Here is a 19558-nt window from a genome sequence, read left to right as displayed (position 1 = left end):
TCTACTATACCTAAAAAAAGAGATTGATCTTTAAGGATCAATCTCTTTTTTTTTATAAGTATGTATTTATTCTTCAACAAATTTATTTGCTAAATCTTGATAGGTTGCTCCATTTTCAGCAAGTCTAAATAATGTGTCTGGAGAAATTTCTTTGTTTAATACAACTTGCAGTAAAGTATGTTGTTGATATTGAGTAAAGTTGATAATTGTTCCTGTACGACGCCAGCCATTTTCTAATTTCATCTCAACACTAGAACCGATTTCAACATCTTCGTTTGCTTGGCTTAATAAGGTAAACATTGCCAGTTTATTGGCTCCACGATATTTTGCCCGAGCAATCGTTTCTTGACCGATATAACATCCTTTTGTAAAAGAGATGGCTTGTTCTAAATGCTGTAAATTTAATGCTTGAGGAATAAATTCACCTTGGACTTTGCCATTAAATAAAGGTTGTCCATTAATGATATTGAGTGCTTTCCATTTTTCTAGATCAGCCGTGAAATCCAATGTTTTTGTGGTAAGAAGAATGTAGTAATTTTGCTCTTCTGCATCAATATGAACTAAAGTATCGGATTCAGTTTGGTAAATTTCTCCATCATATTGCCATTCGTTAGGTAAGGTATCAGGTGTAAATGCATATAAAGATAAAGATTTTTCACTAAAGGTGACTTTTGAAAATACAGCGTATTTTTTTAATTGTTCTAAAGCAGTTGGTAATAAGCTTTCTTCAAAAATAAACCAAAATTGTTGAGCAGAAAATTTAATTAAACGAAATAATGAGATCATTTTCCCTTTAGGATCACAATGAGCGGCTAAAGTAGAACTATTATCTGCCATTTTGGTAACATCACAGGTTAATTGCCCCTGTAAAAAAGTTTGGCTATCTATGCCAGAGATTTCGATAACACGGTAAGTGGGTAATGATGTGGCTAATTGAGTTACTTTATTTAATGTAGGCATAGTTTCTCCTTAGAGATGTAAAATAGGGCTTGTATTTTTAGTCCAAGCCCTAATTGAGAGTTAACGATTAGCAAATTTTTTGCGATTCTCTTTAAATTTTCGTTCTTTTCCTGAACGAGAGGATTTTTTGCTAAAGGCATCATTATCACGATCGCGCTGTTTCTTATTGCGTGAAGCGTGTTTTTTATCTTCAAACTCTACTTGAGCTGCTTCAAGTAAGGACATTTTCATTGGTTTACCAACGACATAAGTACGTTGGAAATGTTGCAATAATCCTTTCGGCATTTCAATAGGTAATTCAACAGTTGCGTGATGTTCATATAATTTAATATGACCAATATAACGACTGCTTAAATTCCCTTCATTAGCAATAGCGCCTACAATATGTCCTACTTCAACTCCATCTGCACGTCCAACTTCAATACGATAAACATCCATTGGCATATTATTTCTTGCACCACGGTGTTCAGCAGAACGAGGATTTTCACGGCGCTCTTTTTCTCTGCGTAATGGTTTAATTTCTGGATCAGGCGGTAGAATAAGTTTTTGTTTACCTTGTAATAGCATCATCATTGCAGCTGCAATATCTTCTTGAGATTGGTCTGCTGCAAAAATATCTTCTAGTAAGCTGCGATAAAGCTCAAGATCATGATGTTCAAGTTGTGCTGTAATTTTTTGTCTAAATTTTTCACGTCTAACATTTTGTAACTGTTCATGGTTTGGTACTTGAGTTTCATCAACGGTTTTCTTCATTAAACGTTCAATATTACGTAAATGTCGTCTTTCTCTTGGTTCAACAAATAGTAAGGCACGCCCTGCACGCCCTGCACGCCCGGTACGTCCAATACGGTGAACATAAGATTCGGGATCAAGCGGAATATCGTAATTTACCACCAGGCTAATACGTTCAATATCAATACCACGCGCAGCAACATCAGTAGCTACTAAGATATCTAAACGTCCGTTACGTAATTTATCGAGGGTCTGTTCACGTAGTTGTTGTGTCATATCACCATTCAGTGCAGCACAACGGAAATTATTTCTTTCTAATAACTCTGTGATTTCTAAGGTTGCACTTTTAGTTCGTGCGAAAATGATTGCCGCATCGAACTCTTCTACTTCAAGAAAACGAATCAATGCTTCACCCTTTTTGAAACCATTTACTAGCCAATAAGATTGAGTAATATCTGGTGCAGTTTGTTGGGTAGATTGAATTTTGATTTCTTGCGGATTACGCATAAAACGACGCGTAATACGGCGAATAGGTTCTGGCATAGTTGCAGAAAATAATGCGGTTTGATGCTGTTCTGGTAATTCAGCCATAACAGTTTCTACATCTTCAATAAAGCCCATACGTAGCATTTCATCGGCTTCATCTAATACAATCGCTTTTAATGCACTAAGATCTAATGTTTTACGACGAATATGATCTAAGATTCTTCCTGGGGTACCAACTACGACTTGGGCACCTTGCTTTAAAGCACGAAGTTGAATGTCATAACGTTGTCCGCCGTAAACAGTAACAATGTTGATACCTTTTAAATTTTTGGCAAATTGTTCACAAGCATCAGCAACTTGGATTGCTAATTCACGTGTAGGTGCCATCACTAATAATTGTGGATATTTTTTATCTATCTCAATATGGGTTAATAGCGGTAAGGCAAAAGCAGCAGTTTTTCCACTACCAGTTTGTGCCATACCTAATACATCCTCACCATTTAATAGATGAGGAATACAAGCTTGTTGGATTGGGGACGGATTAATAAATCCTAAATCTGAAATTGCAGATAAAAGTGTTTTAGGCAGACCAAGGTCTGCAAAAGTTAAAGTTTGTTCTGTCATGTAAATACCGAAAGTATAAAAATTATTTTTAATAAATGTTATTGTTATGGTTGACTCTGTGGTCGAACTTTTGTTTCGCTTAATCGCAATAATTCTAAGAGGGCAAAACGATATTCTACAAAGCTATACACTTGATTAACCATCGCCAACTTAAATAATGTGATGGCATCTTGCTTTTTGTGTAACATTAATTGTTGTTTTGCCAAGTAGAAATAGGTTTCAGTTAATACTTCTGCATATTGTGAAGATGATTTATTTGCATACTGTTTCATTCGTTCACGTAATTCAGTAAGTGAGATTTCATCGAGATAATATTGGACGATATTTGTTCCCCAATATTGATTCGATAATTTACTAGAACGTTGTTTAAGTAATGCAAGTGCTTGATTTGGATTCTGTTTTATCTCATTGAAATATAACCATAATACCCGATAAGGATTGTCGGTTTCTTCCTGATAAAAGGTAAGAAAGTCATCTTCTGCTTCAGTATAACGATTAGAATAGTAGAAACTTAAACCTCGATTAAAGAAAGCATAACTATAATGAGGATCGAGTGTTAACACTGCATTGAAATAATCAATAGCAGCATCATAATCCCCTTCAATTAGGGCATAAATCCCTAAGTAATTATAAGCATCTGCCATTTTAGGTTTGAGCTGAATCGCTTGTGAAAAATCGAAACGAGATAACGTCCAAAGACTAAGACTATCGTACAATACTCCACGTTCAAAATAGAAAGCGGCACGATCTTCTCTCGTCATTTTTTCTAATTGCAAAACTTGGCTGAGTTTGGCAATCACAACTTCTTGATCGAGATGTTCCTGTGGTTTGGTATCTGAAAAGATAAGTTGTGAATCTGTCCCTAATACACTTAATGGTGAACTACTACAACCTGCAATAAATAACCATAGGGAGAAAAAAGGAAAATATAAAAATGAACAAACTCTTTTCTGCAACTGATACATGATACTGCCTTTAAATTAGCACTAAGCTCAACATCACTGGCAAAAACACCGTGATAGGCATCACGGTGTTATTCGTCATTGCTTAATTATGCATCCGCGGAAGATTCTTCAATCACGCTTTCTTCATCTTGAGCAGATGAATTATTATTCGTAGGTTGTAAATCTTTCATTGTTAAACGGATACGACCTTGACGATCAATCTCAACGACTTTCACTGTGACTTCTTGACCAACTTGTAGATAATCAGTGACTTTTTCTACACGTTCTTCAGAAATTTGTGAAATGTGGACTAATCCTTCTTTATTGCCTAATACACTAACAAACGCACCAAAATCGACGATACGAGTTACTTTACCTTGATAAATTTTATTTACTTCGACTTCAGCAACAATATCTTCAATTTTCGCCATTACTGCTTTCGCTGCGTTGTTATCGGTTGCGGCAATCTTCACTGTACCATCATCATCGATATCGATTGAGGTACCAGTTTCTTCAGTAAGACTACGAATTACAGCACCACCTTTACCGATTACATCTTTAATCTTCTTCGGATCGATTTTCATCGTATGAATACGCGGTGCGAAATCAGAAATATCAGCACGAGGTGTTTGGATTGCTTGCTCCATCACATTTAGAATATGCATTCTTGCACTTTTCGCTTGGTTTAATGCGATTTGCATAATTTCTGGTGTAATACCTTCAATCTTGATATCCATTTGTAATGCAGTTACCCCAGTACGTGTACCTGCTACTTTGAAATCCATATCGCCAAGGTGATCTTCATCGCCAAGAATATCAGATAAAACTACAAATTTATCTTCTTCTTTTACAAGTCCCATAGCAATACCAGCCACAGCAGCTTTGATTGGAACACCAGCATCCATTAATGATAATGATGCACCACAAACAGAAGCCATTGAAGATGAACCATTAGATTCAGTAATTTCAGATACAACACGAACAACATAAGGGAATTCTGCAAGGGTTGGCATTACAGCTGCAACACCACGTTTTGCTAAACGACCATGACCAATCTCACGACGTTTTGGTGAACCAATTAAACCAGTTTCCCCTACTGAATATGGAGGGAAATTGTAGTGGAATAAGAAATGATCGGCTCTTTCACCCGTTAATTCATCAATGATTTGCGCATCTCTTTCTGTACCAAGAGTAGTAATTGCTAATGCTTGAGTTTCACCACGGGTAAAGATCGCTGAACCATGAGTGCGCGGTAAAACACCAGTGCAAATATCTAATGCACGCACAGTATCCACTGTACGACCATCAATACGTGGTTCGCCTGCTAAAATACGGCTACGTACTACACGGCTTTCTAATTCGTGGATAATGTCAATAATTTTGCCTTCAGTGATGGTTTCATCTTCACTATTTTCAGCAAGAATTGTGGCACAAACATCTGCTTTAATAGCATCAATTTGTTCATAACGAGCTTGTTTCTCAGTGATGCGATAAGCTTCGCCTAAGCGTGCTTCAGAAAGTTCTTTAATACGGTTGATGAGTATTTCATTTTTGGCAGGTGCTTGCCAATCCCAACGAGGTTTGCCTGCTTCTGCTGTAAATTCTTTAATAGCTTCAATTACAACTTGTTGTTGTTGATGACCGAATACAACGGCGGCTAACATTTGCTCTTCAGTCAAAATATCTGCTTCTGATTCAACCATTAATACGGCTTTGTCAGTTCCTGCTACCACTAAATCTAAACGGCTTTGTTTTTGTTCTGACATGGTTGGATTTAATACAAATTGATCATTAATAAATCCAACACGAGCTGCACCGATTGGTCCATTGAATGGCACACCAGATAATGATAATGCAGCAGATGCACCAATCATTGCCACTAAATCAGGACTAATTTGTGGATTTACTGAAACAACAGTAGCAATAATTTGGATTTCATTTAAGAATCCTTCAGGGAAGAGTGGACGAATAGGGCGATCAATTAAACGTGCAATTAAGGTTTCACCTTCTGAAGGGCGACCTTCACGTTTGAAGAAACCACCAGGAATACGACCAGCAGCATAGCTACGTTCTTGATAGTTTACAGTTAATGGGAAGAAATCTTGTCCTTCTTTTACATCTTTTTTCGCAACCACGGTCACGAATACACTGGTATCATCCATACTTGCCATTACAGCAGCGGTTGCTTGGCGAGCAATTGCTCCTGTTTCTAATGTAACGGTATGTTGACCATATTTAAATTGTTTCACAAATGGAGTCACAATTTTTTCCTCATAAAAATAGTTAAAATAAAGGTGATTTGATTTGTAATGACCCGTTTGCGACTAGCAAAAATATTCTTGGTAGTAAAAATATTTTTGTTAGCCGCACACAAAACGAGGTATTACAAAAGCGCATTATTATAGCGTGATTTTAGATTTATGGCAGTTAATTTTAAGAATTTTCTTAGATAAAAGTTATATTTACTCGTTTTTTGTATGAAGGAAAAATATTGTTTTATGTTGATTACGTCTTAATGGGTAGAGCAATTTTTATTCGATTTTAATCTAGTAAGACAGTTTTGAGCGAGCACGAAAAATAAGTTATCTATTTTTAAAAAATGAGATGAATTATTTACCTTAAAATTTAGTTTTCTTATTCTTTTTGTACGTTACTCTACCTTATTTTCTCTCCAATTTATAAAAAAGTGTGATCTGGCTTGCATATTTGTTCTTTTTCAATCAAATTTTGATTTTTTATTTTCTTTTTGGGTTAAAATACCTCTAAATTTTCGTATTGGAATAATTTATCCTATTTTATTGTGTGTTGGAGGCTTCAAATATGACAAATCAGCAGCTAAATTCAACCACACCACATTGGGAAACAGATGTGATTATTATTGGTGGTGGGGCGACAGGTGCAGGGATTGCTCGAGATTGTGCGTTAAGAGGACTTCGTTGTATTTTGCTGGAAAGACGTGATATCGCAACGGGGGCAACTGGGCGAAATCACGGATTATTACATAGTGGGGCAAGATATGCTGTTAATGATCATGAATCTGCGGAAGAGTGCATTAAAGAAAATATGATCTTAAAACAGATTGCTCGCCACTGTGTAGAAGATACAAAAGGACTTTTCATTACATTGCCTGAAGATGATCTGGCTTATCAAAAAACATTTATTGAGAGTTGTGAAAAGGCGGGGATTGAAGCGATTCAAATTGAACCAGAATTAGCAAAACGATTAGAACCCTCAGTCAATCCATCTTTGATTGGCGCGGTGGTAGTGCCTGATGGTACAGTTGATCCGTTCCGTTTAACTGCGGCAAATATGTTAGATGCGAAAGAGAATGGTGCAACTATTTTAACCTATCATGAAGTGGTGAAATTATTGCGCGAGGGGAATCGTGTTATTGGTGTCGAAGCGTTTGATCATAAACGCAAAGTAACTGGTCGTTTTTATGCTACATTAGTCGTTAATGCTGGTGGGATTTGGGGACAAGGCATAGCAGAATATGCTGATTTAAAGATCAAAATGTTCCCAGCGAAAGGTTCGCTATTAATTATGGGACATCGGATTAATAATTTAGTGATTAATCGCTGCCGTAAACCAGCTAACGCAGATATTTTAGTACCAGGTGATACGATTTGTGTTATTGGGACAACTTCTGATCGTATTCCTTATGATCAAATTGACAAGATGGTGGTGACACCACAAGAAGTGGACGTATTGTTTACCGAAGGTGAAAAGCTTGCTCCTGCTTTACGTCATACTCGGGTATTACGTGCTTATGCAGGAGTACGCCCACTAGTTGCTAGTGATGATGATCCATCAGGACGAAATGTAAGCCGAGGAATTGTGTTATTAGATCATGAAGAACGCGATGGCTTAAAAGGTTTTATTACCATTACAGGTGGTAAGTTAATGACTTATCGTTTAATGGCAGAATGGGCAACGGATTTAATTTGTAAAAAATTAAATCATCAAGCAGTGTGTAAAACAGCGAGCCAACCCCTTCCAGGTTCACAAGAAACGGCAACCGAAACACATCAACGTATTGTATCTATTCCTAATCCAATTCGTATTTCTGCAATCTATCGACATGGTGCAAGAGCAGATCGTTTATTAGCAGAACAACGTTTAGATCGTAGTTTAGTGTGTGAATGTGAGATGGTCACTGCGGGTGAAGTCCGTTATGCCGTTGAAGAATTGAATGTGAATAATTTGGTTGATTTACGTCGTCGTACTCGTGTGGGGATGGGAACTTGTCAAGGTGAATTGTGTGCTTGTCGAGCAGCTGGGCTAATGAGTCGTTTTAATGTGATTTCAGCAAGACGTTCTACTACACAAATCTCTTCTTTCCTAGAAGAACGTTGGAAAGGTATTGAACCGATTGCGTGGGGCGATGCAATTCGTGAAGCTGAATTTAGTAGCTGGATTTATTTTAGCTTACTAGGGTTAAAACAAGTGAATACACAGGCAACAGACGAAGGGACAGATAAAAATGAATTTTGATATTCTTATTATTGGTGGCGGATTAGCAGGGTTGCTTTGTGGTATCAAATTACAACAACAAGGCAAGCATTGTGCAATTGTGAGTGCTGGACAAAGTGCGATAGATTTTTCTTCAGGTTCATTAGATTTATTAAGTTATTGTGCTGAGCAACAAGTCACAGATTTAAAAGCAGGATTAACACAATTAGCAGAACAAAATGAACATCATCCTTATAGTTTGATTGGCAAAGATAATGTTTTAGCCTATGCAAATGATTTCCAACAATTAGCACAACAGTTACAACTTAGTTTAGTAGGCGATATCAAACAAAATCATTATCGAGTAACTCCATTGGGATCATTACAACCCGCATGGCTGTCGCCAACTCATGTACCGACAGTACCGATGTCAGGAGAAAAATTTCCCTATCAATCGTTGATGATTCTAGGGATTGAAGGATTCCATGATTTTCAACCGCATTTAGTAGAAGCCAATTTAAAAACATTACCGCAATTTGCAGATTGTGAAATTAAGCACGCTTTTTTACATATTCCAGAATTAGATCATTTACGTACCAATGCAAGAGAATTCCGGAGTATTAATATTTCGCAAGCATTAGAACATAAACTCAACTTTAATGAGTTGGTACAAGAAATTAAGCAAGCTGCGGGTATAGCCAAAGTAGTCTTTTTACCAGCCTGTTTTGGTCTAGACGATGAAAGCTTTTTTATGCAATTAAAACAAGCAACAGGATTGGCATTGTTTGAGCTACCTACATTACCGCCTTCTTTGCTAGGTTTACGTCAATATTATAAATTACGGCGTGAATTTCAGCGTTTAGGTGGTGTGTTAATGAATGGAGATACCGTATTACGTGGTGATTTTGTACAAGGTAAGGTCGTTCAAGTCCATACGGCATTACATGAAGAAATTCCGTTGAGTGCAGAAAACTATATTTTGGCGTCAGGCAGTTTTTTTAGTAATGGATTGGTGGCGAAATTTGAAAAAATTATTGAGCCAATCTTTAACTTAGATTTGATTGCAGATAGCGAACGTTTACAGTGGACGAAACACCGATTTGCTGATGCACAACCTTATCAACATTATGGGGTGAAAATTAATGCACATTGCCAAGTGATGAAAGATGGACAGGTTGTACCGAATTTATTTGCAGTAGGTGCGGTGATTGGGGGCTTTAGTGGCTTACATGATGGCTGTGGTTCAGGGGTATCTATTGCCACAGCGTTTAATGTCGTTGATTACATTTTAGCGGGAGGCAAGCAATGAATTTACAACAATTAATCGCTCAAGCTGAACAAACTCATCAACAACCTTATCATGATTCAACGTTTGAGAGTTGTATTAAATGTACAGCGTGTACGGCAGTTTGCCCTGTATCTCGTAATAACCCTGCTTATCCAGGACCAAAACAAGCTGGACCTGATGGAGAACGTTTACGGTTAAAAAATCCAATGCTTTATGATGAGGCGCTTAAATATTGTACTAATTGTAAGCGTTGCGAAATAGCCTGCCCATCTGGCGTGAAAATAGGTGATATTATCGTTCGAGCAAGAGATCATTACGGTAAAGGCAAAGGGAAAAGTAAGATCCAAAAACTTAGAGATGTAATCCTAAGTAACACCGATTTAATGGGAACAATGAATACGCCATTTGCCCCAATTGTTAATATGATTACTGGCTTAAAGGCGACACGTTTCTTATTAGATAAAACACTAAAAGTTGATCAACGCCGTAGCTTACCAAAATATTCATTCGGTAGTTTCCGTAATTGGTATAAGAAGAATGCAGCAGAACGCCAGAGTTTATACCATGATAAAGTTGCGTATTATCACGGCTGTTATGTGAATTATAATAATCCTGAATTAGGTAAAGAGTTGATTAAAGTCTTTAATGCGATGGATATTGGCGTTGTCTTGTTAGAAAAAGAAAAATGTTGTGGTTTGCCTTTGATGGTAAATGGTTTTCCACAAAAAGCGATGAGTCAAGCAGAGTTCAATATTCAACAATTAGAGAAAGTCGTAGCTGAAAAAAGTCTGGAAATTGTGGGAACATCTTCAAGTTGTACGTTGACTTTAAAAGATGAATATGAGCATATTCTTGGTAAAGATAACAGCAAAGTAAAAGGACATATTAATTTAGTCACTCGTTATATTTATAAATTATTGGAAAGTGGTGAGAAAACGTTACAGCTAAAACCATTGTCATTACGAGTGGCGTATCATACAGCGTGCCATATGGAAAAAGCTGGCTGGGTACCTTATACCATTGAATTATTAAGAAAAATTCCAGACTTGGAATTAGTCATGTTAAATTCACAATGTTGTGGTATTGCAGGAACGTATGGATTCAAATCAGAAAACTATGAAACTTCGCAAGCTATTGGAAATGGCTTATTCCAACAAATTGAAGCGGGAAATTTTGATTATGTGATTTCGGATTGTGAAACCTGTAAATGGCAAATTGATATGTCAACCAGTCGTACTTGTTTACATCCGATAACGTTATTAGCAATGGCATTAAAAGAGTAAATAGTTTATTTTTGTGATTAAGGCGAGGTAACTCGCCTTTTTTTATTGGATTCTTTATAATCATTCCCCTGATATAACTGAATGATGGACTGCATTATGACATTAGATTTAACAGAGATTCGCTATAAAATTACGCAAATTGATCGGGAAATTTTAAAGTTATTGGCGGAGAGGCATCAAATTGCTTATGACGTGGTGAGAAGTAAAGAGATTACTAAAAAGCCGTTACGTGATATTGAGCGTGAACAGCAATTATTAGATGCATTGATTCGTTATGCAGATAGTCAAGATTATCAGCTTAATCCGCAATATATTACCGAAGTATTTCAGAAAATTATTGAAGATTCGGTTTTAACTCAACAAGTCTATTTACAAAATAAATTAAATCAGCAACGTAAGAATGAAGTGCATATTGCCTTTTTAGGGATGTTAGGCTCTTACTCGAATTTAGCCGCACGTAAATATGCAGAGCGAGCACAAAAGCAGTTAATTGAGTTAAGCTGTGAATCGTTCCAACAAGTGTTTGATGCAGTTGAACATGAAAAAGCGGATTATGGTGTATTACCGATTGAAAATACGACATCAGGTTCAATTAATGATGTGTATGATTTATTACAGCATACTGACTTGCATCTTGTTGGTGAACTTACTTATCCGATCCAGCATTGTGTATTAATTTCACAAACAACGGTATTAACTGAAATTGATACTTTATATAGCCATCCACAAGTTATTCAGCAATGTAGTCAATTTATTAATTCATTGCCAGGTGTCCATGTTAAGTATTGTGAAAGCTCTTCACACGCGATGCAGTTAGTTGCAAAAATTAATCGTCCTAATGTTGCGGCTTTAGGTAATGCTGAGGGCGGGAAATTATATGGATTACAAGTGTTACAAGATGGCATTGCTAATCAAGTCAATAATATTACGCGTTTTATTGTATTAAGTAAGAAACCAATTGAAGTTTCACCACAAGTGAATGCGAAAACGTTATTGTTAATGTCCACTACGCAGCAGGCTGGGGCGTTAGTTGATGCATTATTGGTATTTAAAAAGCACCAAATTATTATGAATAAGCTCGAATCTCGACCGATTTATGGTAAACCATGGGAAGAGATGTTCTATGTGGAAATTGAAGCCAATTTACATCAAGAGGCAACACAGCAAGCATTACAAGAATTACAAAATTATTGTAGTTTTGTCAAAGTGTTAGGATGTTATCCAAGTAATATTGTGAAGCCAGCTTGAGGTCGAAAATGAAATTAAGTTTAATTGTGGCAATGACCAAAAATCGAGTGATTGGTTTAGATAATCAGATGCCATGGCATTTGCCAGCAGATTTAGCTTGGTTTAAACAAAACACTTTGGGTAAACCAGTGATTATGGGACGAAAAACCTTTGAGTCGATAGGAAAAGCGTTGCCAAAACGTCGAAATATTGTGTTATCAAGAACGGCGGTAGCAATTAATGGGGTAGAGATTGTGACCAGTTTAGAACAAGCATTAGCACTGGTAAAAGATGAAACTGAGGTAATGATTATTGGTGGTGGGCAATTATTTGCAGAAATGATTGTACGGGCTGATCGTTTATATCTAACGGAAATTGATACAGTATTAGAAGGTGATACTTATTTCCCTGTAATTGATTCACAAGAGTGGCAAGTGAGTTTTATGCAAACTCACTTGGCAGATGAAAAAAATCCATATAATTGTTGTTTTAAAATCTTAGAACGCCAACATCAATAGACGCCATAAGCCAATACCAAGTAAGGTAAAAGCTAAACAACCAAACAGATGGAGGCAAATAACGCCTACGCCTGTTAACCATTGTTGATCTAGAAAAATATTAATTACCTCGCCAGAAAAAGAAGAAAAAGTCGTTAAGCTGCCGAGAAAACCAGTAATAAAAAATAGGCGCCACTCGTTACCAATCATCGGATAGGAGATGAGTGCGCCGCTGGCAATACCAATTAAAAAACAGCCTAGATAATTTGCAATTAAAGTACCAAAAGTAAAACCTGTAAAGATTGGGTTTAATAACAAGCTTAGCCCCCAACGAGAACAAGCCCCTAAGGCTGCACCAATCGAAATATAAACAATCGACAACATAAATGTAATGCCTAGATTAAATTAAAGATTGCTCGTAAATAACTCGCCACAGCTTCGTGTCCGTGGTAACCAATGATTTCTAAGTGAGGTAACGCTTTGATAAGCGCTGGATTGGCATTTGCCATAATGCAGCCTTTGCCAACGAAATCCAACATACTTTCATCATTCATTCCATCACCAAAGGCTAAACATTGTTCTGCTGAGAAGTGGCGATCCGCTAATGCTTTTTTAAGTGCATTGCCTTTAGAAACCTGTTTATTCATAATTTCTAAGCAATTTAATGAAGCATAGACAATTTCGGTTTGATCACCATAGGTTTTACGTAAATAGTGTTCTAACTCCAATAAATCAGCTTGAGTTCTGGCAATAAAAAAGACTTTTTCTGTTCCTGAGGCATCATGATGACGAAAGTCAGTGACTTGATACGTAAAACCAGAATCTTGATGGTATTTCGCCATTTGTGGAATATCACGATCGATAAACCAACCTGAATCTTGGTAAGAGTGAACAAAGATTTTATTCTGGTCGAAAGGGGTGTTCATAATGTCTAACGCCAAATCCACAGGTAAATCATTTTTATAAAGAAGTTTGCCTGACAAATCGTGAATTCTGGCGCCGTTAGACGTAATAATTTGAATATTTTCAATTCCGATTTTTTTCACAATAGAGAAAACATCTTCGTGTTTTCGTCCAGTAGCTAACACAATATCAACGTGTTTTTGTTCTAGTTTTCTTAATGTATCAATCGTGAAGTCACTAACAATATGTTGGGCATTGAGTAGTGTGCCATCAAGATCTGAGGCAACAAGTTGAAAAGGAAGTAAACTGCGCATAATGTTCCTAAATTGTTCCCTAAAAATTGTATATGTTAGCAAAAATCGTGATAAACGGCGTATCTTTTTATGGCAAAGAAAAATTAAAAATTTTTCATAAAAAAATGTTTGATTAATTCAAAAAATGTGATATCAATAAAGACGCTCAAAAGCACACAACATACATACTTAGACCCACATTGGATATTGAAACTATGAATTCTATTCGTTTTATTGGCATTATTATTAACCTCGTGGTGATTAGCACTACGAGGTGAGTGGTACAAGCTGATAAAACTTTCAATAAAAGATTTTAGGTCAGATGAACCCTCGCCACTACTAGGCGGGGGTTTTTTATAGCTTAAAGGAAATAAAAATGAATGGTGCAAGATTTATCACAGAATGTTTAAAAGCACACGGAATAACAACTATTTTCGGCTATCCTGGCGGTGCGATTATGCCAGTGTATGATGCAATTTATGATTCGGGATTAGATCATTTACTTTGTCGTAACGAACAAGGTGCAGCAATGGCTGCGATTGGCTATGCTCGCGCAAGTGGCAAAGTTGGTGTATGTATTGCAACTTCAGGACCAGGCGCAACAAATTTAGTAACAGGATTAGGCGATGCAATGATGGATTCAATACCTGTTGTTGCGATCACTGGACAAGTCGCCTCGCCATTTATTGGTACAGACGCTTTCCAAGAGGCAGATGTGTTGGGATTATCATTAGCCTGTACTAAACATAGTTTTATTGTGCAAAGTATCGATGAACTCCCAGAAGTAATGGCGAAAGCATTTGAAATTGCACAAAGTGGCAGACCAGGTCCAGTATTAGTTGATGTTCCTAAAGATGTACAGTTTGCTCAAATTGATAGTCAACCTCTCGTTAATCCTCTCCCTAAACCACAAACCGTTAATAGCGAATTATTGCAACAAGCTAAAACCTTATTACAACAAGCGAAACGCCCAGTTCTTTATGTCGGTGGTGGTGTAGGGATGGCTAATGCAGTGGAAGAACTCCGCCAATTTGTGCAAATAACACAGATACCAAGCTTTTCGACGATTAAAGGATTAGGTTCCTTACCGGTAGATAATCCATATTATATGGGCATGATCGGTATGCATGGCACAAAAGCAGCCAACTATGCAGCACAAGAAAGTGACTTATTGTTAGTGTTTGGTGCACGTTTTGACGACCGAGTAACGGGAAAATTAGACAGTTTTGCTACATCAGCAAAAGTAATCCATGTTGATATTGATGTTGCAGAAATTAATAAATTACGCCGTGCAGATGTTGCGATTATGGGTGATATGAAACAAGTGTTACAAGCGTTGGCAATGCCATTAGCGATTGATGATTGGCGTAATGATGTGAAACGTTTAAAACACAGTTACGATTTCCGTTATGCGGAAAATAGTGGTGATACCAATATTAATCCGTGGTGGTTATTACATACCTTATCGAAAAAACGTACTAAAAATAGCGTGATTTCTACTGATGTTGGACAACACCAAATGTGGTCAGCACAGCATATGCAGCATTTTGATCCAAAAAACTACATCACTTCTGCAGGTTTTGGTTCAATGGGATTTGGTTTACCTGCTGCAATTGGTGCACAGAAAGCCAGACCAGAAGATCCTGTTATCCTGATTACTGGAGATGGTTCATTTATGATGAATATCCAAGAGTTAGGATCAATTAAACGTGGGCAATTACCAGTTAAAATTTTACTGTTAGATAATCAACGTTTAGGAATGGTGCGTCAATGGCAAACCTTATTCTTCCGCGGTCGCCATAGTGAAACAATTTTAGATGATAACCCAGATTTTCTTATGTTAGCAAAAGCCTTCGATATTCCAGGAGAGCGTATTGAAAAAGGTAGTGAGGTAGATGGAGCATTAGATCGTTTGCTAAATGCCAAAGGACCTTACTTATTACATGTTTGTATTCATGAAGATGAAAATGTATGGCCATTGGTTCCACCTGGTGCAAGGAATGATGAGATGTTAGAGGATATTGGGGTGTAACATGAAGAGTTATCAAATTAGTGTGCAAGCGGAATGGCGCCCAGAAACATTAGAAAGAATTTTACGGGTTGTAAGACATCGTGGTTTTGTTGTAACAACGCTAACAAGTCAATTAGAAAACCAACAATTAAGCTTAACGATGTCGCTTTGTAGTGAAAGAGAGCTATCTTTATTAACTAACCAATTAGTGAAGTTATATGGCGTAACGGATGTTACAGTATTGGAGTAAATGTAGTGGCAGAAAGTCTGCCAGAGCGAAAAGAGTCAATGATTCGCTTAGTCGAACATTTTATCGTGTTAAAAGAAAACAAATTATAGATTGGAGAGATTATGCCTAAATTACGTTCAGCGACCAGTACACAAGGTCGCAATATGGCTGGCGCAAGAGCCTTATGGCGTGCCACAGGAGTAAAAGACACTGACTTCGGTAAACCAATTATTGCTGTTGTTAATTCATTTACACAATTTGTGCCTGGGCATGTGCATCTAAAAGATTTAGGGCAGCTAGTTGCAAAGCAAATTGAAGCATCAGGTGGAATAGCGAAAGAGTTTAATACAATTGCAGTAGATGATGGAATTGCAATGGGACATGGTGGAATGTTGTATTCTTTACCATCACGTGAATTAATTGCGGACTCAGTAGAGTATATGGTAAATGCCCACTGTGCGGATGCAATGGTTTGTATTTCTAACTGTGATAAGATCACTCCGGGAATGTTAATGGCGGCATTACGCCTTAATATCCCGACTATCTTTGTTTCTGGCGGCCCAATGGAAGCGGGGAAAACTAAATTATCAGACCAACTTATTCGTTTGGATTTAGTTGATGCAATGATTCAAGGTGCAAATCCAGAAGTGTCCGATCAGGATAGTGAAATTATTGAACGATCAGCTTGCCCAACTTGTGGTTCATGTTCAGGAATGTTTACTGCAAATTCAATGAACTGTTTAACAGAAGCATTAGGATTAAGTTTGCCGGGGAATGGCTCTTGTTTAGCAACACACGCAGATCGTAAGCAACTTTTCTTACAAGCGGGTTCACAAATTATGGAGCTTTGCCGTCGTTATTATGAGCAAGATGATAGCTCAGTATTACCTCGTTCAATTGCGACTAAAGATGCATTTAATAATGCAATGAGTCTAGATATTGCGATGGGGGGATCAACAAATACAGTATTGCACTTATTAGCGGCTGCACAAGAAGCTGAAGTGGATTTTACTATGGCAGATATTGATCGACTTTCTCGTGTCGTACCATGCTTATGTAAAGTAGCACCAAATACCAACAAATATCATATGGAAGATGTACACCGTGCTGGTGGGGTAATGGGTATTTTAGGAGAATTGGATCGCGCACATTTATTAAATAATCAAACACATACCGTATTAGGTTTAACATTAGAACAACAGTTAAATCAATATGATGTGAAACGAGATGTGAGTGATGCCGTTAAAACATTCTACCGTGCAGGTCCAGCTGGAATTCGTACCACAGAAGCGTTCTCGCAAGCTTGTCGTTGGGATACATTAGATGATGATCGTGAACAAGGCTGTATTCGTGATAAAGCTCATGCCTATAGTCAAGATGGCGGTTTAGCAATGCTTAGCGGTAATTTGGCAGAGAATGGCTGTATTGTGAAAACTGCGGGAGTAGATGAAAGTATCTTAGTATTTAAAGGCCCAGCTAAAGTTTATGAAAGCCAAGAAGCAGCGGTAGAGGCCATTTTAGGCGGTAAAGTTGTGGCGGGAGATGTGGTAGTTATTCGCTATGAAGGACCAAAAGGTGGTCCAGGTATGCAAGAAATGCTTTATCCAACAAGCTATTTGAAATCAATGGGCTTAGGTAAAGCTTGTGCATTATTGACAGATGGACGTTTCTCAGGCGGTACGTCTGGATTGTCTATTGGTCACGTTTCTCCAGAAGCTGCAAATGGTGGTACGATTGGACTTGTAGAAGATGGCGATCTCATTGCGATCGATATTCCACAACGTAAGATTGAACTTTTAGTTGATGATGCTGAATTAAGTAAACGTCGTGCTGAAAGCGAACAACAAGGTTGGAAACCAAAAGATCGTCAACGTCATGTTTCCTTTGCGTTAAAAGCTTATGCGTCTTTAGCAACCAGTGCAGATAAAGGTGCGGTACGTGACCGTAGCAAACTATAAGTGGTAATAATATGGATATGCAAGCATTACTCACCACAGTACAACCAAGCGGTTCTCAATATTTAAAAGCAATTGTTAAGCTTGGTTCAAAAGTTTATGAAGCCGCACAGGTGACTCCATTACAAAAGATGGAGAAATTATCTAATCGTCTAGATAATCAAATTTTTATCAAACGAGAAGATCGCCAGCCTGTACACAGTTTTAAATTGCGTGGTGCTTATGCCATGTTATCAACATTAACTCCAGAACAGCGAGCGGCAGGTGTAATTGCCGCTTCTGCTGGTAACCATGCACAAGGCGTAGCCTTATCAGCAAAATTATTAGGTCTAAAAGCCTTAATTGTGATGCCACAAAATACGCCAAGTATTAAGGTTGATTCAGTGCGTGGTTTTGGGGGAGAAGTGTTGTTATATGGAGCAAACTTTGATGAAGCGAAAGCAAAAGCAATAGAACTTTCTCAAAGTAAAAAAATGACCTTTATTCCACCGTTTGATCACCCATTAGTGATTGCAGGGCAAGGAACATTAGCAATGGAAATGTTACAGCAAAATTCGGATATTGATTGGATTTTTGTGCCTGTTGGTGGTGGTGGGATGGCTGCGGGCGTTGCTGTACTCATTAAACAAATGATGCCAGAAATTAAAGTGATTGGCGTAGAATCGAAAGATTCGGCTTGTTTATATGCGGCATTGCAAGCGAAACATCCCGTTGATTTAGATCGAGTCGGTTTATTTGCTGATGGTGTGGCGGTAAAACGTATTGGTGATGAAACTTTCCGTTTATGCCAACAATATTTGGATGATGTAGTAATAGTGGATAGCGATGAAGTCTGTGCAGCAATGAAGGATCTGTTTGAAGATGTGCGTGCTATTGCTGAGCCATCGGGTGCATTATCGCTAGCTGGTTTGAAAAAATATGTTCGTCAGCATCAATTAAAAAATGAAAATTTAGCAGCAATTTTATCTGGCGCCAATTTAAACTTTCATACTCTTCGTTATGTATCTGAACGTTGCGAAATCGGGGAAAACCGTGAAGCATTGTTAGCTGTGACAATCCCTGAGCAGAAAGGGAGTTTCTTAACATTCTGTCATTTATTAGGTAATCGTGCCGTTACAGAATTTAACTACCGTTATGCGGATGAAGAAAAAGCTTGTATTTTCGTTGGGGTGCGAACCATTAATGAAGCTGAGAAAGCTGAAATTATTAATGATTTGAGTCAAGCAGGTTTCTATGTTGAAGATATGACCGATGATGATGTAGCGAAAACCCATATTCGTTATATGATTGGTGGTCGTCCGAATAGCCAGAAAATAGAGCGTTTATACAGTTTTGAGTTTCCTGAGCAAAAAGGCGCATTATTGAAATTTCTGGAAACATTAGGCACACATTGGAATATCTCATTATTCCATTATCGTGCACATGGTGCAGATTATGGCAATATTCTAGCAGGATTTCAATTTGACAATGATGACTTCGCTGATTTTAAACAGCATCTCAGTCAACTTGGTTATGTGTGTCAAGATGTAACAGATAGTAAAGCGTATCGGTATTTCTTGAGCTGATCATAGCAATTAATGAAGGACACTCTAGCTAAATAGTTAGAGTGTTTTTTATTTTTCAAAAAAGCGGCTTAAAGTCTTTTACTATAAGTATTTAAACCACTTTTTAGCG

The 19558-nt window shown here is 37.5% G+C and carries 15 protein-coding genes; 9 read left to right on the top strand and 6 right to left on the bottom strand.

The window, feature by feature from the left end:
* Window positions 1-66: 66 nt before the first annotated feature.
* The 4 genes from QV06_RS04360 to pnp all read right to left on the bottom strand — a co-directional run bounded on the left by QV06_RS04360 (window position 67) and on the right by pnp (window position 6007).
* Window positions 67-960 (bottom strand): hypothetical protein, encoded by an 894-nt coding sequence (locus tag QV06_RS04360; protein WP_065237101.1) that lies wholly within the window; start codon window positions 958-960, stop codon window positions 67-69.
* Between the two features lie 60 nt (window positions 961-1020).
* Window positions 1021-2802: a DEAD/DEAH box helicase gene (locus QV06_RS04355; protein WP_065237100.1), complete on the bottom strand. Its 1782-nt coding sequence runs from the start codon at window positions 2800-2802 to the stop codon at window positions 1021-1023.
* 44 nt (window positions 2803-2846) lie between these two features.
* A complete protein-coding gene (gene nlpI / locus QV06_RS04350; protein WP_065237099.1) occupies window positions 2847-3767 on the bottom strand; it encodes a lipoprotein NlpI in 921 nt (306 codons plus the stop codon).
* 86 nt (window positions 3768-3853) lie between these two features.
* Window positions 3854-6007 carry a polyribonucleotide nucleotidyltransferase gene (pnp, locus tag QV06_RS04345; protein ID WP_065237098.1) on the bottom strand — a complete coding sequence of 718 codons (2154 nt, stop codon included), beginning with the start codon at window positions 6005-6007 and terminating at the stop codon, window positions 3854-3856.
* Window positions 6008-6566: 559 nt separating this feature from the next.
* On the opposite strand from pnp, the gene glpA reads away from it, so the two are divergent.
* The 5 genes from glpA to folA all read left to right on the top strand — a co-directional run bounded on the left by glpA (window position 6567) and on the right by folA (window position 12514).
* Entirely contained in the window at window positions 6567-8240 is a 1674-nt protein-coding gene (glpA, locus tag QV06_RS04340) for an anaerobic glycerol-3-phosphate dehydrogenase subunit A (RefSeq protein ID WP_065237097.1), read from the top strand.
* Entirely contained in the window at window positions 8230-9507 is a 1278-nt protein-coding gene (gene glpB / locus QV06_RS04335) for a glycerol-3-phosphate dehydrogenase subunit GlpB (protein WP_065237096.1), read from the top strand. The genes glpA and glpB overlap by 11 nt, the downstream gene beginning before the upstream one ends.
* Complete coding sequence (glpC, locus tag QV06_RS04330; protein WP_065237095.1) at window positions 9504-10769, top strand: anaerobic glycerol-3-phosphate dehydrogenase subunit GlpC; 1266 nt, start codon at window positions 9504-9506, stop codon at window positions 10767-10769. Before glpB ends, glpC begins: the two co-directional genes overlap by 4 nt.
* Window positions 10770-10865: 96 nt before the next feature.
* Window positions 10866-12017, top strand: coding sequence for a prephenate dehydratase (gene pheA, locus QV06_RS04325; RefSeq protein ID WP_065237094.1), 1152 nt, complete (start codon window positions 10866-10868; stop codon window positions 12015-12017).
* Window positions 12018-12025: 8 nt separating this feature from the next.
* On the top strand, window positions 12026-12514 hold the full coding sequence (gene folA / locus QV06_RS04320; protein WP_065237093.1) for a type 3 dihydrofolate reductase: 489 nt from the start codon (window positions 12026-12028) through the stop codon (window positions 12512-12514).
* Here folA and QV06_RS04315 read toward each other — a convergent pair.
* Together QV06_RS04315 and QV06_RS04310 are read right to left on the bottom strand one after the other, a co-directional pair.
* Window positions 12494-12877 (bottom strand): fluoride efflux transporter CrcB, encoded by a 384-nt coding sequence (locus QV06_RS04315; protein WP_065237092.1) that lies wholly within the window; start codon window positions 12875-12877, stop codon window positions 12494-12496. The genes folA and QV06_RS04315 overlap by 21 nt on opposite strands.
* Before the next feature lie 11 nt (window positions 12878-12888).
* On the bottom strand, window positions 12889-13710 hold the full coding sequence (locus QV06_RS04310) for a Cof-type HAD-IIB family hydrolase (RefSeq protein WP_065237091.1): 822 nt from the start codon (window positions 13708-13710) through the stop codon (window positions 12889-12891).
* Between the two features lie 355 nt (window positions 13711-14065).
* On the opposite strand from QV06_RS04310, the gene ilvG reads away from it, so the two are divergent.
* From ilvG to ilvA, 4 genes are all read left to right on the top strand, one after another.
* The gene (ilvG, locus tag QV06_RS04305) at window positions 14066-15721 is read left to right on the top strand and encodes an acetolactate synthase 2 catalytic subunit (RefSeq protein WP_065237090.1); all 1656 of its coding nucleotides are present in this window, start codon (window positions 14066-14068) and stop codon (window positions 15719-15721) included.
* 1 nt (window position 15722) lies between these two features.
* Window positions 15723-15950, top strand: coding sequence for an acetolactate synthase 2 small subunit (gene ilvM, locus QV06_RS04300; protein ID WP_065237089.1), 228 nt, complete (start codon window positions 15723-15725; stop codon window positions 15948-15950).
* Between the two features lie 101 nt (window positions 15951-16051).
* Window positions 16052-17887, top strand: coding sequence for a dihydroxy-acid dehydratase (ilvD, locus tag QV06_RS04295; RefSeq protein WP_065237088.1), 1836 nt, complete (start codon window positions 16052-16054; stop codon window positions 17885-17887).
* A gap of 17 nt (window positions 17888-17904) precedes the next feature.
* Complete coding sequence (ilvA, locus tag QV06_RS04290; protein WP_065237104.1) at window positions 17905-19449, top strand: threonine ammonia-lyase, biosynthetic; 1545 nt, start codon at window positions 17905-17907, stop codon at window positions 19447-19449.
* Window positions 19450-19558 lie beyond the last annotated feature (109 nt).

It is taken from the genome of Gallibacterium genomosp. 3, assembly GCF_001678475.1.
Taxonomy (GTDB): domain Bacteria; phylum Pseudomonadota; class Gammaproteobacteria; order Enterobacterales; family Pasteurellaceae; genus Gallibacterium; species Gallibacterium faecale.
Note: the sequence above shows the minus strand (reverse complement) of the source record. Positions and strands in the feature narration are given on the sequence as shown.

What these genes read in the sequence shown, in the direction of transcription:
- glpC (WP_065237095.1), top strand. Translation starts at nt 9,504, where the DNA reads ATGAATTTACAACAATTAATCGCTCAAGCTGAACAAACTCATCAACAA.
- glpA (WP_065237097.1), top strand. Translation starts at nt 6,567, where the DNA reads ATGACAAATCAGCAGCTAAATTCAACCACACCACATTGGGAAACAGAT.
- nlpI (WP_065237099.1), bottom strand. Translation starts at nt 3,767, where the DNA reads ATGTATCAGTTGCAGAAAAGAGTTTGTTCATTTTTATATTTTCCTTTT.
- QV06_RS04360 (WP_065237101.1), bottom strand. Translation starts at nt 960, where the DNA reads ATGCCTACATTAAATAAAGTAACTCAATTAGCCACATCATTACCCACT.
- QV06_RS04310 (WP_065237091.1), bottom strand. Translation starts at nt 13,710, where the DNA reads ATGCGCAGTTTACTTCCTTTTCAACTTGTTGCCTCAGATCTTGATGGC.
- ilvD (WP_065237088.1), top strand. Translation starts at nt 16,052, where the DNA reads ATGCCTAAATTACGTTCAGCGACCAGTACACAAGGTCGCAATATGGCT.
- QV06_RS04315 (WP_065237092.1), bottom strand. Translation starts at nt 12,877, where the DNA reads ATGTTGTCGATTGTTTATATTTCGATTGGTGCAGCCTTAGGGGCTTGT.
- glpB (WP_065237096.1), top strand. Translation starts at nt 8,230, where the DNA reads ATGAATTTTGATATTCTTATTATTGGTGGCGGATTAGCAGGGTTGCTT.
- pheA (WP_065237094.1), top strand. Translation starts at nt 10,866, where the DNA reads ATGACATTAGATTTAACAGAGATTCGCTATAAAATTACGCAAATTGAT.
- QV06_RS04355 (WP_065237100.1), bottom strand. Translation starts at nt 2,802, where the DNA reads ATGACAGAACAAACTTTAACTTTTGCAGACCTTGGTCTGCCTAAAACA.
- ilvA (WP_065237104.1), top strand. Translation starts at nt 17,905, where the DNA reads ATGCAAGCATTACTCACCACAGTACAACCAAGCGGTTCTCAATATTTA.
- folA (WP_065237093.1), top strand. Translation starts at nt 12,026, where the DNA reads ATGAAATTAAGTTTAATTGTGGCAATGACCAAAAATCGAGTGATTGGT.
- ilvG (WP_065237090.1), top strand. Translation starts at nt 14,066, where the DNA reads ATGAATGGTGCAAGATTTATCACAGAATGTTTAAAAGCACACGGAATA.
- ilvM (WP_065237089.1), top strand. Translation starts at nt 15,723, where the DNA reads ATGAAGAGTTATCAAATTAGTGTGCAAGCGGAATGGCGCCCAGAAACA.